The organism is Hyphomonas oceanitis (assembly GCF_036964545.1).
GTDB lineage: Bacteria > Pseudomonadota > Alphaproteobacteria > Caulobacterales > Hyphomonadaceae > Hyphomonas > Hyphomonas oceanitis.
On sequence record NZ_JBALTL010000004.1, the window covers coordinates 44,265 to 58,110 of the forward strand.

Annotated in this window: 10 protein-coding genes; 9 read left to right on the forward strand and 1 reads right to left on the reverse strand. The window is 61.0% G+C overall.

The window, feature by feature from the left end; genetic code table 11:
* Positions 1-58: 58 nt before the first annotated feature.
* Entirely contained in the window at positions 59-1,816 is a 1,758-nt protein-coding gene (locus V7651_RS11980; RefSeq protein ID WP_084146432.1) for a glycoside hydrolase family 43 protein, read from the forward strand.
* Between the two features lie 4 nt (positions 1,817-1,820).
* Here V7651_RS11980 and V7651_RS11985 read toward each other — a convergent pair whose 3' ends face one another.
* Complete coding sequence (locus V7651_RS11985; protein ID WP_051625052.1) at positions 1,821-4,733, reverse strand: glycosyl hydrolase 115 family protein; 2,913 nt, start codon at positions 4,731-4,733, stop codon at positions 1,821-1,823.
* Between the two features lie 167 nt (positions 4,734-4,900).
* On the opposite strand from V7651_RS11985, the gene V7651_RS11990 reads away from it, so the two are divergent.
* The 8 genes from V7651_RS11990 to V7651_RS12025 all read left to right on the forward strand — a co-directional run bounded on the left by V7651_RS11990 (position 4,901) and on the right by V7651_RS12025 (position 13,759).
* Positions 4,901-7,399, forward strand: a complete 2,499-nt coding sequence (locus V7651_RS11990; protein WP_035541041.1) for a glycoside hydrolase family 3 protein — start codon at positions 4,901-4,903, stop codon at positions 7,397-7,399.
* Positions 7,392-8,294, forward strand: coding sequence for an aldose 1-epimerase (locus V7651_RS11995; protein ID WP_051625053.1), 903 nt, complete (start codon positions 7,392-7,394; stop codon positions 8,292-8,294). The genes V7651_RS11990 and V7651_RS11995 overlap by 8 nt, the downstream gene beginning before the upstream one ends.
* A gap of 84 nt (positions 8,295-8,378) precedes the next feature.
* Positions 8,379-8,615, forward strand: a complete 237-nt coding sequence (locus V7651_RS12000) for a hypothetical protein (RefSeq protein ID WP_035541044.1) — start codon at positions 8,379-8,381, stop codon at positions 8,613-8,615.
* Positions 8,612-8,866, forward strand: coding sequence for a hypothetical protein (locus V7651_RS12005; RefSeq protein ID WP_035541046.1), 255 nt, complete (start codon positions 8,612-8,614; stop codon positions 8,864-8,866). Before V7651_RS12000 ends, V7651_RS12005 begins: the two co-directional genes overlap by 4 nt.
* A gap of 18 nt (positions 8,867-8,884) precedes the next feature.
* Entirely contained in the window at positions 8,885-10,567 is a 1,683-nt protein-coding gene (locus V7651_RS12010; protein ID WP_035541048.1) for an N-acyl-D-amino-acid deacylase family protein, read from the forward strand.
* The gene (locus V7651_RS12015; protein ID WP_035541051.1) at positions 10,564-11,526 is read left to right on the forward strand and encodes an alpha/beta fold hydrolase; all 963 of its coding nucleotides are present in this window, start codon (positions 10,564-10,566) and stop codon (positions 11,524-11,526) included. The genes V7651_RS12010 and V7651_RS12015 overlap by 4 nt, the downstream gene beginning before the upstream one ends.
* The gene (locus V7651_RS12020; RefSeq protein WP_035541054.1) at positions 11,523-13,031 is read left to right on the forward strand and encodes an NAD(P)/FAD-dependent oxidoreductase; all 1,509 of its coding nucleotides are present in this window, start codon (positions 11,523-11,525) and stop codon (positions 13,029-13,031) included. The genes V7651_RS12015 and V7651_RS12020 overlap by 4 nt, the downstream gene beginning before the upstream one ends.
* 5 nt (positions 13,032-13,036) lie before the next feature.
* Positions 13,037-13,759, forward strand: a complete 723-nt coding sequence (locus V7651_RS12025; RefSeq protein WP_156950529.1) for a TetR/AcrR family transcriptional regulator — start codon at positions 13,037-13,039, stop codon at positions 13,757-13,759.
* Positions 13,760-13,846: the final 87 nt, after the last annotated feature.

Genomic DNA, 13,846 nt, shown 5'->3' on the forward strand with positions numbered 1-13,846 from the left:
GATACGTCCATAGGCGACCGGGACGAAAACAAAAAAAGATAGCGGAGGAAATCGGCGAATGGTTCGGGCAAAATCCATAGGGCATGCAGGGTGCGCTCTGGCGCTTGTGTTACTGGCCGGGTGCGACAGCGGACATAAAGACGCTGCGCAAGAAACGGCTCCGGCCTCCGAGGCGGCAATCTCGGCAGCGCGCTTCGAATGGTTCAAATATTCCGGGAATGACCCTGCCTTCGAAACATCGGGAGACCTGTCGACAGGCTATGTCAATCCAGTTCTCGCGGGCTTCTATCCGGACCCCAGCGTCACACGCGCGGGCGACGACTATTATCTCGTCACATCCACCTTCGGCTATTTTCCCGGTATACCGGTCATGCACAGTCGCGACTTGGTCAACTGGGAGCAGGTGGGCAATGTGATTGATCGCCCCGGCATGCTGGACTTTGACGGTCTCGGCCTGTCGCGCGGCGTGTTTGCCCCGACAATCGAATTTCATGACAGCACATTCTATGTCGGCAATACCTGCGTAGACTGCGGGGGCAATTTCATTGTCACAACTCAGGATCCAGCCGGACCCTGGTCGGATCCGATCTGGCTGCCCGAGGTCGGCGGCATCGATCCGTCCGTCTTCTTCGATGAGGACGGCAAGGTCTATGTCATCAACAATGACTCCCCTCCCGAAGAGGCTCTATACGAAGGCCACCGGGCAATCTGGATCCGCGAAGTCGATCCGAAAACATTCCAGTCCATTTCCGAACCCATTGTCCTGATCGATGGCGGCATACACCCGGAAGAAAAACCGATCTGGATTGAAGGCCCGCACATCTACCGGATTGGTGACTGGTATTACCTGAGCGCGGCCGAGGGCGGTACAGCGGTGGACCATTCCCAGGTCGTTCTCCGGTCGAAGACGGTGACTGGTCCGTATGTCGCGTATGAGGATAACCCGATCCTGACGCAGCGCGACCAGCCGGAGGACCGGAGCGATCCGATCACGTCAGTCGGTCATGCCGATCTCGTGCAGGATGGGGCAGGGCAATGGTGGGCCACATTCCTCGGCGTGCGGCCCTACGAAGACGACTATTACAATACCGGCCGCGAGACCTTCCTTCTGCCTGTAGACTGGTCCTCGGGTTGGCCGGTGATACTCCCAAAGGGCGAGCTTGTGCCTCACTTCGTGCCGCAGAGGCCGTCCGCACCGGCTGCAGAGGCGTCGTCCGTGCCGCTCACCGGAAACTTTGAATATGTCGAGGAATTCAATGCGGATCGCTTGCCCTTCAACTGGATGACTCTACGTGTTCCGACCTCGCAATGGTGGACGCTGCAGGATGGCGAACTGAGACTTGAGCCGCGTCCGGTCGATCTTGGTGCCGGCGCCCAACCATCCTTCTGGGGTAGGCGTCAGCAGCACCAAAACGCCAGCGCCGAAAGCTCCCTCATCTTCACGCCCGAAGCGGCCGGTGAGGAAGCTGGCCTCGCCGTGTTCCAGAACGATAACTATTTCTATGCCTTGGGCGTCACGCGAGACGAGGCAGGCAATGTCTTCATCAAACTACGCCGCAAGGCTGGGCCTGAAGCCGCCCTCGGCGGTGAGGAAGTCGCGGTGCAGGGGATTGAGCCATTACCCGGCACACCCATACAGCTGCGCATCACGGCGCGCGGCGATGTCTATGATTTCGCCTATCGCCTCGATGGAGACAGTGACTGGATCACGCTGGCCGACGGCCTTGATGGCAAGATCCTCAGCACGAATGTCGCAGGCGGTTTTGTCGGCGCCGTTTTTGGTCTCTATGCCCAGGCACCGGATGCCAATCCGTGAGCCTCTATTCGCCAGCCTGAACACTCGGCGGTGGTCCCAGATAGGAAGCGGGCAGGGGCCGCCGCGCGACAATGACATGCTGGAACACCACACCCGGATCAACCGCCCATAGCGTGATGCGCTGCAAACCCGGCGCTTCGATACTGTGCCGGGTTGCCTGAACATTGGCATAGTCAGCGACAGTCTTCTCCCACGCCGCCTGCGACGTGTCCGCATTGATGTTGACCACCTGCGGCGCCTCGTCATTCACGGAGACGGCATATCTCAGCCCCCCCTTGCCGCGAAAATCGAGGCTCGGCGCCAAGGTCGTGTAGACGCTGTAGTCGCCGGGTTCGGTGACATAGATATCGTAGGACAGGCTCGGCGAATTGACCGTTCCGGGCACCTGGCTATCCGCCGTCACCGGAAAGACAGTGATGCTGTCATCCGTCCGGCCAAGGTTCGGGATCACCTTCCAGCTCACGTCCTCGCCATTACGAACAGTCTGCGCCGCACTTGCTGCAAAGCTGACAATGCCGTCCGTCTCCACAAAAGCCTCTCTGCCGGTTGCCACGCCGAACTTGTGCGTCGGAACGCTCACTGGGATGCGCACGTCCCCACTCGTGATCCACACCGTCGCGTCGGCCCGTCCCTCAGGCGCAAGGCGCCAGTCGATCGACACGGTCACTTGGCTCTGTGTGGTCACCGCTTCACCAGATGCCGAAATCTCGACCCAATCGGCATCCGACGCGACCTCAAACATGAACGGCGTCTCTCCCCGATTGAACACGTCAAACGTCTGCACTGATCGCCCGTAAGGCTCGAACACGGGCATCGCCAATTTGGTATCGGACCCCGTTGAAATGGCCTCCGTACCCGCAACAGCGATACCCGGACCCCCCGCTTGCGGCACATCAATGCGCACAGTGTCCGGCTTGTTGTCCTGCTCCGGCTGTTGCCAGTAGGTGTAGCCGATATGGGTCTGGGCCATCATGTGGTTCCATTTCCCGTTAGCGATATCCTCGTGATAATGGCGCGTCAGCTCGTCATCCTTTTCGAACAGCGCATCGACCTTGTCTGCCATCGCGTTTGTCTCTGCCCGGCCCTGCTTCGCATAGAGCTGGTTCTTCGCCGCCGCTACATAGAGCGCATTCAGGTTTGCCGCCGCGTGGATGGGGAACCAGACCAATTGCTTGTAGGCGTCCTGATAGGCTTCCGGCAGCTGCTCGCCGATAGATGTCGCGCGTTCCGCCAGCGCTTCATAGTCGGCGACAATCCTGTCGGCTTCATCGTAATTGACCAAGCTATATGTGCCCGGCTCCAGCAGCTCCGGCTTCCGGCGCGCATTGAAGCGCGTATAGGCCGTCAGCATCTCGCCGATCTCTGCCGCGTGTTCCGGTCCGAACTGTTCCGCCGCCCATGTCTCCGGATAGTCCGCCAGCCGTTCCAGCGGCCAATCAGACGGGTCCCACGCCATGTTCATGAAGAAGCTGATCGGGAATTCCATCGGCTTCAGGTCGCCGACATTCACAATCCATATCTGCTTCGCGCCATATTCATCGGCGAGATTCATCTGTTCCCACACGCGCTCGATCTGCGTCGTGTTGATCCATTTATAGTTACGCGGATCGCCCACATAATCGAAATGGTAGTAGACGCCATAGCCGCCCGGCCGCTCACTCCCCAGCTCCGGCAGGCGCCGGATATTACCCCAATTATCATCTGCAAACAGCAGGGTCACATCGCCGGGCGCGTCCATGCCCTTGTCGTAATAATCCTGCACTTCCTTATAGAGCGCCCAAAGCTGCGGCGTCTCTTCCGCTGGAGCGCCGGTCACGTCTTCGATGATCTTGCGCTGGTCGGAGACGATCTCTTCAAGCAGGTCAATCGCCGTGCCTTCCGCCATCGCCTCATCGCCATCGCCGCGCATCCCGATTGTCACGATCGCCTCATGCTCGCCAATCCGCTCGACGCCATAACGCCAGAAATCCTGCAGCCTGTTCTTGTTGGCGGCATAGTTCCAGTCGCCCTCGCCATAGCGCTCCCATTCGATATGCGCGCGCCCAAGCGGCTCGTGATGGGAGGTGCCGATAACGATGCCATACTCATCAGCCAGCACTGCGTTCATCGGGTCGTCATCATAGAACGCCTTGCCCCACATGGCAGGCCACAGGTAATTCGCCTTCTGGCGCAGCATCAGTTCGAAAACGCGCTCGTAGAACGCGTGATTGAAGCCGCCGAAGGTCTCGTTTACCCAGTCAAGCAGGGCAGGGTTTTCATCGTTCAGGAAGATGCCGCGATACTTGACCTCTGGCTTCTCAACGCGCCGACCGGGCGCAACATAAAGCGCCTCCACCTGTGCAATCGGCACATCCGCCCACCAGTTCCACGGCGACACGCCGGCCCGGTCGAGCAGGTCATAAACGCCAAAGATCGTGCCGCGCTTGTCCGAACCAGTTATTACCAGCGCCCGCTCAATGCCGTCGAAAGGTCGCTCCACCACTTCCTGCGCAAACGCCTCCCATTCTCCGCTCAGGCCGGTGTCTGTCACATGCCCGCTGGCCATCAGGTCCGCGATCCAGCGCGAATTGGCGAGTGAGCCGACAATGATCAGGTTGCTGGCATGCTTCGGAACGGCCGTATTGATTTCAGGGCGGACAGACCCGCGCGCTTCGAGATCGGATTGCAGGTTGTGCACGGCGCGTAGAATGCCGGGATCTTCATCCGGATCGACCAGAATGGTTGTCGCGACTCCATCCTCGAAAAGCGGGAAGCCCTGCGCGACTCGTTCAGCGGAAATCTGCCCCGCCGGCGCAATCGGGGCAATCAGAGCAGGGGCAGGGGTCTGCGCGCAGGCGGAGGGAATCACAAAGGAAAACAGGGCGATGAGCCGGAGGAAAACACCCGGTATGAACGATCTTCGCGCCTGTTGAATCATGATGTTTTCTCCCCTGAGTTCGTTTCCCGTTGAACCGGGGCACATTTTCATTTAGCTAAAATGTTAACGCCATCATTTTTCGGCGCAACCCTTCTTCGGAAGGCGCTGCAAAATGGCCGGCGACCCATAATGCCCGCAAAGGGCAAATCATCCCGGGAGGAACAGGAATGGCAATGGACTCGCAAAAAGGGGCGCTGCTCGGCTTTTCAGCCTTGCTGCTGGCGGCCTGCAATACAGCGGCGCCCGCAAATCTCGAAAGCGCTGAGGCACAACAACCCGCACCGGAAGCCCAAGTGGTCCCGGAAGGTGACGTCGAACTCTGGCCTGCTGTCGAAAGCAACCTGATCGATCCTGCCATTGAAGCGCGCATCGATGAGCTGATGGCCAAGATGACGCTGGAGCAGAAGGTCGGCCAGGTCATTCAAGCGGATAACGGATCGGTCACACCGGAAGAGGTCAAGGAATACCGGCTCGGCTCTGTGCTGAGCGGCGGCAATTCCGGTCCGAACGGCAAGCAATACGGCACAGTCGATGAATGGCTCGCGGCCGTCGACGCTTACTACATGGCGTCTGTCGATCCTGAAGGTGTTGAAGTTGCCATCCCGATCCTCTGGGGTATCGACGCCGTCCACGGTCATAACAATGTGATCGGCGGAACGCTCTTCCCACACAATATCGGCCTCGGTGCCATGCGTGATCCGGATCTCATGGGCGAGATTGCGCGGGTAACGGCAACAGAGTTGCGCGTGACCGGTCATGACTGGACCTTTGCGCCAACGGTCGCGGTGCCGCGCGATAGCCGCTGGGGACGGTCCTATGAGGGCTTCGGTGAAGACCCGGAAATTGTCGCGGCCTATTCACCCCGCATCGTTGAGGGCCTGCAGGGCGTATTCGGCTCCGATGACTTCCTGAGCGACGCGCATATCATCTCCACCGCCAAGCACTTCCTCGGCGATGGCGGAACGGATGGTGGCAAGGACCAGGGCGATGCCATCTTGCCGGAAGCTGATCTTGTGCGCCTGCATGCCGCCGGCTATCCGCCTGCCATTGAGGCCGGTGCCCTGTCGGTCATGGCCTCGTTCTCAAGCTGGAACGGTTCCAAGATCCATGGCGACCATTACCTGCTCACCGATGTCCTGAAGGGGCGTATGGGCTTCAACGGATTTGTTGTGGGCGACTGGAATGCCCACGGACAGCTGGACGGCTGCACGAATGAAGACTGCGCCGCAGCTCTGCTCGCGGGGCTCGACATGTATATGGCGCCTGACAGCTGGAAGGGCCTCTACAAGAACACGCTGGCCGAAGTGAAGTCCGGCGAGATTCCAATGGCGCGGCTTGATGATGCGGTCCGCCGCATCTTGCGCGCCAAGTTTTACTATAGAGTCTTCGACCAGGTCCGGCCCGCCGAGCGTCCGCTGTCCGGTCGGTCTGATCTTCTCGGTTCGCCTGAGCATCGCGCTATCGCCCGTCAGGCCGTCAGGGAGTCGCTCGTACTGCTCAAGAATGAAGGCTCTGTTCTTCCCATCCGCCCGGATGCAAAGATTCTTGTGGCTGGTAACGGTGCCGACAATATTTCCAAACAGGCCGGGGGTTGGACCCTGACGTGGCAGGGCGGCGGTCTGTCGAACAACCTGTTCCCGAATGCCGATTCCATACTGGATGGGCTCCAGGGCGCCGCCGCGAATGTCACGTATAGTTCTGATGGCAGCTACACGGCCAAGCCTGACGTCGCCATCATCGTCTTCGGTGAAGAGCCGTATGCGGAATTCCGCGGCGACGTCGACCATCTCGCCTATGACATTGACGGAACCAAAGAGCGCAACCTGCTGCAGAAGCTCAAAGCAGACGGCGTCCCGGTCGTAACGGTCTTCCTTTCCGGTCGCCCGATGTGGGTGAACCCGGAACTGAATGCCTCCGACGCCTTTGTCGCCGCATGGTGGCCGGGCAGCGAAGGTGCCGGTGTCGCTGACCTCCTGATTGCTGATGCAGATGGGCAGCCGCGAAATGACTTCACCGGTAAGCTTTCATTCTCCTGGCCGCGCGCCGCTGACCAGCAGCCACTGAACGTCGGCGATGCGGTCTACGATCCGCTCTTTGCCTATGGCTATGGCCTCTCCTATGCCGCGCCGGGCGCCGTTGCTTCTGATCTTGATGAAACGGTCAGTGCCGATCTCATGTCGGCACGCGCCAATAGCGTCTTCTTCGAGAATGGCAGCTTTGTCTCCGACTGGGCGGCCGAACTTGTCGGCGACGTCACGCAGTCGCGTGTCGATCACAATGCCCAGGAAAATGCGCTCCTGTTCACCTTTGGTGGGGCAGGGGGCAGCGTGGCCTTCAAGGACGGCAACGCCCGTAACTTTCTCCGGGAGTCCAATGGCGACATGGAACTGACGCTCATGCTCAAGTCCAGCGTCGCCGGCCAGGTCGAGATCGGCATGCAATGCGAAGCCGATGGCTGCGCCAGCTATGACACGCTCCCGGCCGAAGTCGCCAATGCGAATGAATGGACCGAAGTCCGCCTCTCGCTCAGCTGCCTGAAAGATCTGGACCTTGAGGCCGTGACATCACCCTTCACCCTGAAGGCCAACGGCGCTGGCACGGTGGCCGTCACCGACGTCCATTTCGCCGAAGACGAAGATGCGCAGGAAACCTGTCTGAGTGAGTAATACCGATCTTACGCGCACGACGGCTAGCACTCTGGCCGTCGTGCGCATTGCCGCACATGGATACGAAGTCGAGATCGACGCGGCCCGCGGCGGTCGCATCGTCTCAGCCTCGTTCGAAGACGTCGACGTCCTGCGGCGGGACGTGACATCAGGCGCCTCAAGTGCGCTTGAGTCCGCCTGCTTTCCGCTCGTGCCCTATTCAAACCGGATACGCCGGGGCCAATTTGTGTTCGAAGGTGAGATCCACCAGCTCGCGCTGAACTGGGATGGCGACGAACATGTCATCCATGGCGAAGGCTGGCAGCGCGCGTGGGACGTGGTGGAGCAAGACACTGCCCGCGCCGTGCTTCGCCTCACCGGCGCCGAGGGCTGGCCCTGGCCCTATGAATGCCTGCAGGAAATTACTGTCAGCAAGGCGGGCATAGGTCTCTCGCTCACACTCCGAAATACTGGCCAAATGCCGATGCCTGCAGGCCTCGGCTTCCATCCCTATTTCCCGCGCACAGCCTCCACGCGTCTCCAGTTCGACGCCAAACGCATCTGGCCGCCCCTCGGCGACACAGCTCCCACGCCGCAGGCTCCAGACAGCACCAACAGCTTCGCCACGCTCCGCCCCGTTTCGGATTGCGTGCTGGATCATTGCTTCGACGGCTGGTCCGGCACGGCTCGCATCACGCAAGCTGACACCGGCCTCGATCTCACTATCAAGGCAAATGGCGCTGCCACTCATTGCGTCGTCTACACACCCGCGAACGAGCCCTATTTCTGCTTCGAACCCGTCACCCACTGCACCGGGGCCTTCGAGGCCGACGACCAGCGCGAGGCAGGCCTGAAGGTCCTGCAGACCGGAGAAACGCTCCACCTCGCCATCACCATCGGCGCAAACCGCCTCTAACCCGCCCCATTCCCTTCCTCTGCGTCATAGCTTGTCAAATAATTAGAACGCGTTCTAATTATGGAAAATGACGGAGGAATACACATGCCGGTTGAACAGCTCTCACGCGTTCGCAAATCCATCCTGCCCCAAGTAGGGGACGACTGGAGCCATATCGCCAGTCGCGAACTGCCGGATCTTTCCGAAAAAGACGCCATTGCCAGCCTTCAAAGCTGGAACCTCCATGTCTACATGCGCGCCGCCGCTCGCATGGGCACGGGTAGCAACAACATCCTCCCAAGCGATGTGATCTTCGTTGAGCCGCCGCTCGCACACGGATGAGCGGCGCAGTCATCAGCCGGGTCGAGCTTGCAGCAGCCCATGACGGGGATGCCGAGCTCAACGTGACCCTGCAATACGAAAATGGCGGCCAGACCCTGGTCGCCCTTGATGAATACGCCGTGCGTGTCCTGATGGACAGCTGCGGCGCCAGCACGCCGGACGGTCTGATCGGGCAGGGCTGGCATCATGTGCGCGATGCCCTTGAGGCCGCGTCGAACAGATTTGTGAATTCGAATTCAACACAACAATAATAACGGAGGGACATCGACATGTATGATCTTGTCATCAGAAACGGAAAAGTGGTCGACGGCTCAGGCCTGCCGGCTTTCAAGGCCGACGTGGCCGTCATGGGCAATCGCATCGTCAAGATCGGGCAGGTGCCGGAAGCCGCGCGCGAAGAAATCAACGCAGAAGGCAAGATCGTCGCGCCGGGCTTCATTGATCCCCATACGCACTTCGATGCCCAGCTTCTCTGGGATGGCTGCGCCAAGCCTGCCCTCGCCCACGGCGTTACGACCATCGTGCCCGGCAACTGCTCGCTCTCCCTTGCGCCGCTCAAGGCCAAGCACCGCATGAAACTGGTTGGTATGTTCAACCAGATCGAAGAGATGCCGCTCAAGGCCTTCAAGGAAGGCGTCGTCTGGGACTGGGAAACCTTCTCCGAATACATCACGCGCATCCGCAAGGGCCTCGCCATCAATGTGGCGCCGCTCGTCGGCCATTCGGTCATCCGCCTCTGGGTCATGAATGAAGCGGCCACCGAGCGCACGGCAACCGATGCCGAGATCGCTGAGATGCAGAGCGTCCTGCGTGAATGCCTCGATGCCGGCGCTGCTGGTCTCTCGACCAGCTATGTCGACATGGACGAAAAACTGCTGCCCGTGCCAAGCCGCTACGCCGATGCCCGCGAAGTCGAAGCGCTCGCCAGCGTTCTCGGCGAATATGGCCGCGTTTTGCAGATCGTACCGGAATTCTACGATTCCGATCTCACCATCGCGCGTCTCGACCAGCTCGCCGAGCTGTCGCTGAAGTACAATATCCCGACCACGTTCTCGCCGCTCTTCATGAATGCCGACAATGTCGACGCAGTGAACCGCGTCATGGCCCGCGTCGACGAACAATTCGCCCGCGGCGCCCGTGTGTGGCCACAGGTCCAGACCCGTCCGATCGACATCAGCTTCAGCTTCTCGGTGCCGAGCCTCCTCTTCATGCGCTTCCCCACCTGGTACAAGATCATGCGCTTCGGCACGCCGGACGAGATCAGTGCGTTCTTCAGCGACAGCGAAAATCGCGTGAAGCTGATCGCGGAAGCGGCGCCCCTGCAAGGGCTGTGGCCCACGCTGGTCCTGCGTCATGTCGAGACCGATGCGAACCAGAAATACGTCGGCAAGACGCTCAAAGAGATCGCCGAGCTGCGCAATACAACGCCGGTTGAAGCCATGATGGACCTGTCGGTCGAAGAGGGGCTCGAAGCCCACTTCCTGTCGGCCGGCATGGGCCACAATGATGATGCAAAGGTCGCTGGCCTGCTCAACCATCCGCGCGTGCATATCGGCGCCAGCGATGGCGGCGCGCACATCCTCTCCTTCTCCACCTATGGCGATACGGGCTACCTCTTCTCGCACTTCGTGCGTGACCTGAACCTGATGACGGTCGAATCCGCCGTGAAGAAGATCACGTCAGACACAGCCGCCATCTGGGGCATCCCGGAACGTGGCATGCTGAAGGAAGGCATGATAGCCGACATTGCCGTCTTCGATCCCTCTACCATTGCGCGCGGCGAAGAGAAGTTCGTCAACGACGTTCCGGGCGACGGTCATCGCTATGTCCGTGACTCCCATGGCGTCGATACGGTTATCGTCGGTGGCGGCATCGCATGGTCTGAAGCCAAGGGCTATCAGGACGCGCGCGGCGAAGTGCTTCCGGGCGTGCGCGAAATGGTTGCGGCATGAGCTGGCCGGGTGTCACGCAGCGTCGCATTGCCACCAACGGAATTGAACTGAACATTGCCGAAGCCGGTGAGGGGCCATTGGTGCTCCTCGTTCATGGCTTCCCGGAATCCTGGTATTCCTGGCGACATCAGTTCAAGCCCTTGGCCGATGCTGGCTATCACGTCGTCGCGCCAGACATGCGCGGTTATGGCAAGAGCGACAAGCCGGAAGCCATTGAGGCCTATAACCAGGTCGAAGTGGTCAACGATATTGTCGACCTCATCCCGGCGCTCGGCTACGAAACAGCCGTCGTGATCGGGCATGACTGGGGCGCGCCAACAGCCTGGGCCACAGCGCTTCACCATCCGGACAAGGTTCGCGCGGTCGGGGCCATGTCGGTGCCTTTCCTGCCGCGTTCGCCGGTGCCCCCCATGGCGATGCTCCGGGAAATGTACAAAGGCCAGTTCTTCTACCAGCTCTATTTCTATGAGCCGGGCGTCGCAGAAGCCGAGTTCGAATCCGACATCCGCACCGCCTTGCGAAAGTTCCTTGTCATGGCCGGCGGAGAGACTGACCTGACCAAACTCGCCCCCAAGGCCGAAGACGATGACATGTTCTCCAGCCTGCCATATCCGGAAACCCTTCCGGACTGGATAAGCGAGCAAGATCTCGATTTCTATGAGGCCGAGTTCAAGCGCTCCGGCATGCGCGGCCCGCTCAACTATTATCGCAACCACGACCTTACATGGAAAATGACCGAAGGCGCGCCATCGACCATTTCCCAACCCGCCTTCTTCGTCGCGGGAACCAATGACGGCGTCATCATGATGGCGGAAGAAGCCCTCAAGATCATGCCCATGTTCGTGACCGACCTGCGCATCAACAAGCTGATCCCCGGTGCGGGTCACTGGACCCAGCAGGAAGCGCCCGAGGCCGTCAACGAAACCATTCTCGATTTCCTGAAGGAGCTGGATGGATGACCGAATCCGTTCTCATCATCGGCGCCGGCATTGGTGGGCTGTGCACAGCGCTGGCGCTCGCGCCAACGGGCAGGGAGATCACGCTCATCGAGCGCGATGCCCCGCCGCCCGGCGATGATCCGGACACCGTGTTCCATGAGTGGAAGCACACGGGCGTCGGCCACCTGCGCCAGAGCCACGCCTTCCTTGCGCGCCTCCGGTCCATCATCAAGCGGGACCATCCGCGACTGATGCAGGAATTGCTCGACCTGGGCGTGCGTGAACTCACCTTCGACGCCATGCTCAGTGACCTGCAGCGAGATGATTACAGTCCTGAGCCGAGTGATGCCGAACTCACCATCATTACCAGCCGCCGCACGACGCTTGAGCTGGCGATGCGCCGCTATGTCGGCAGCCTCGACAACGTTACCATCCGTTCGGGCTTCCTTGTGCGCCGCCTCATTACCGACAAGGGCGAAGATGGCGTCCTCAACGTGCGCGGCCTTATCGGCGACAGCGACGGTGAAGAGACCTCCGCGACCGCCGACATCATCGTCGACGCGTCGGGCAAGAATGGCTTCACCATCGACCAGCTGAAGGCCGACGGCGTCGACTTTCCGGAAGAGGCCGAATCCGCCGGCATCCTCTACTTCACGCGCCACTACCGCCTGAAGCCCGGCAAGGACGAGCCCTCCCGCATCGACAACCCGCCCCCCAGCGGCGATCTCGGCTTCCTCAAGTTCGGCGTCTTCCCGGGCGACAATGGCTGCTTCTCGATCACGATGGCCGTGCCTGAAGTCGAGATGGAATTGCGCAAGGCCATCCTGAACCCCGACGTGTTCCACGCAATGACCCTGCTGCTGCCCGGCCTTGCCCCATGGACGGAGTCCGAACGGTCCGACCCGGTCGGCCGCGTCCACGGCATGGGCGACCTGATCAGCCGCTGGCGCGATCTCGTCGTCGACGGCAAGCCGCTTACGCGCCATTACTTTGCCCTCGGCGACACGCTGATCCGCACGAATCCGCTCTATGGACGCGGCTGCTCCTTCGCTGCTGTCAGCGGTCAGGTCCTGCGCGAGATACTCGACGAGACGTCCGATCCCGACGCGCGCTCCGTTGCTTTCCACCAGCGCCTTCTCACCGAGCTGAAGCCCTATTACCTCAACCAGCGCGCCCAGGACCGCGCCGCCATCAAGCGTGCCCGCCAGGCCCTGACGCCGGACTACAAGCCCGGTCTGCGTGCCCGTCTCATGCAGGGCTTCTTCGACGACGGCGTCCGCATTGCCCTGCGCTATGACACGCGCCTCCTGCGCGATGCCATGCGCGGTTTCCACATGCTGGAGCATCCGAACAAGTGGCTCGGCAAGCCCGCCAATCTCGCCAAGGTCCTGTACTATTGGGCACGAGGCCCCAAGCGCAACGCGGCAGCCTATCCGCCCAAGGCCGGCCCGGAGCGCAACGAGATGATCAAGGCATTGTCCCTCGACTATCAGGCTGATATCGACCGCATCGCGCAAGGGGCCTGAGCCTGATGGGAGACGCAGTGATCGAAGAGACCGGCAAACGCGAACAGGCCAAAGCCGAACGGCGCTCGCGCATCGTGCAGGCCGCCCGCGATCTCATCCGCGAGACAGGCGACACCGACCTGTCCATGCGCATGATCGCCAAGCGCGCCGATGTCAGCCTCGCGACGCCCTACAACCTGTTCGGCTCCAAGCGCGCCGTCGTGCTCGCCGTGTTCGAGGACGAGCGCGACTTCGTCGTCCGCTTCGGCAGGATCAAGGCGGCCAATGCCATCGACCGCCTGTTCGCGGCGCAGGAACTCGCCTCCAGCTATTTCACCGACGATCCGGACTTCTACCAGACCATCTGGAAAGCCCTCCTCGACACGCGCGGCACCGATGAAACCGGTCTCGCCACCACAGAGCGCCTTGAGCGCAACAGTGCCGCCTGGCGCATGTTGATCGAGGCAGCGCAGGCCGAAGGTCTCATCAATGCCAGCTTCGCGTCCGAGGCGCTGGAGCGCACGCTCTCCTACCTCGCCAATGGCGTCATGCTCTCCTGGGTCATGGGCACGCTCGAGACGCGCCACCTGCGCGCCGCTGGCGCCCTCGGCTATGCCATTGCCCTGCGCGGTGTCGCCACCGGCAAGGGCATCGCCCTGCTGGATGAGCGCATCCGCACCTTTGAATCCCTCCTGCACGACAAAACCGCCCCCGAAGCCCCGATCAAACAGGCCGCCCGCGGCGCCTGAGCCCGCTTTCCGGTCGCCCCGCGCCTGCACAAGCCGAACACACGCATTTCGCTTCACGCCCGCCGCACCCATGCGCTAACGTCGCCC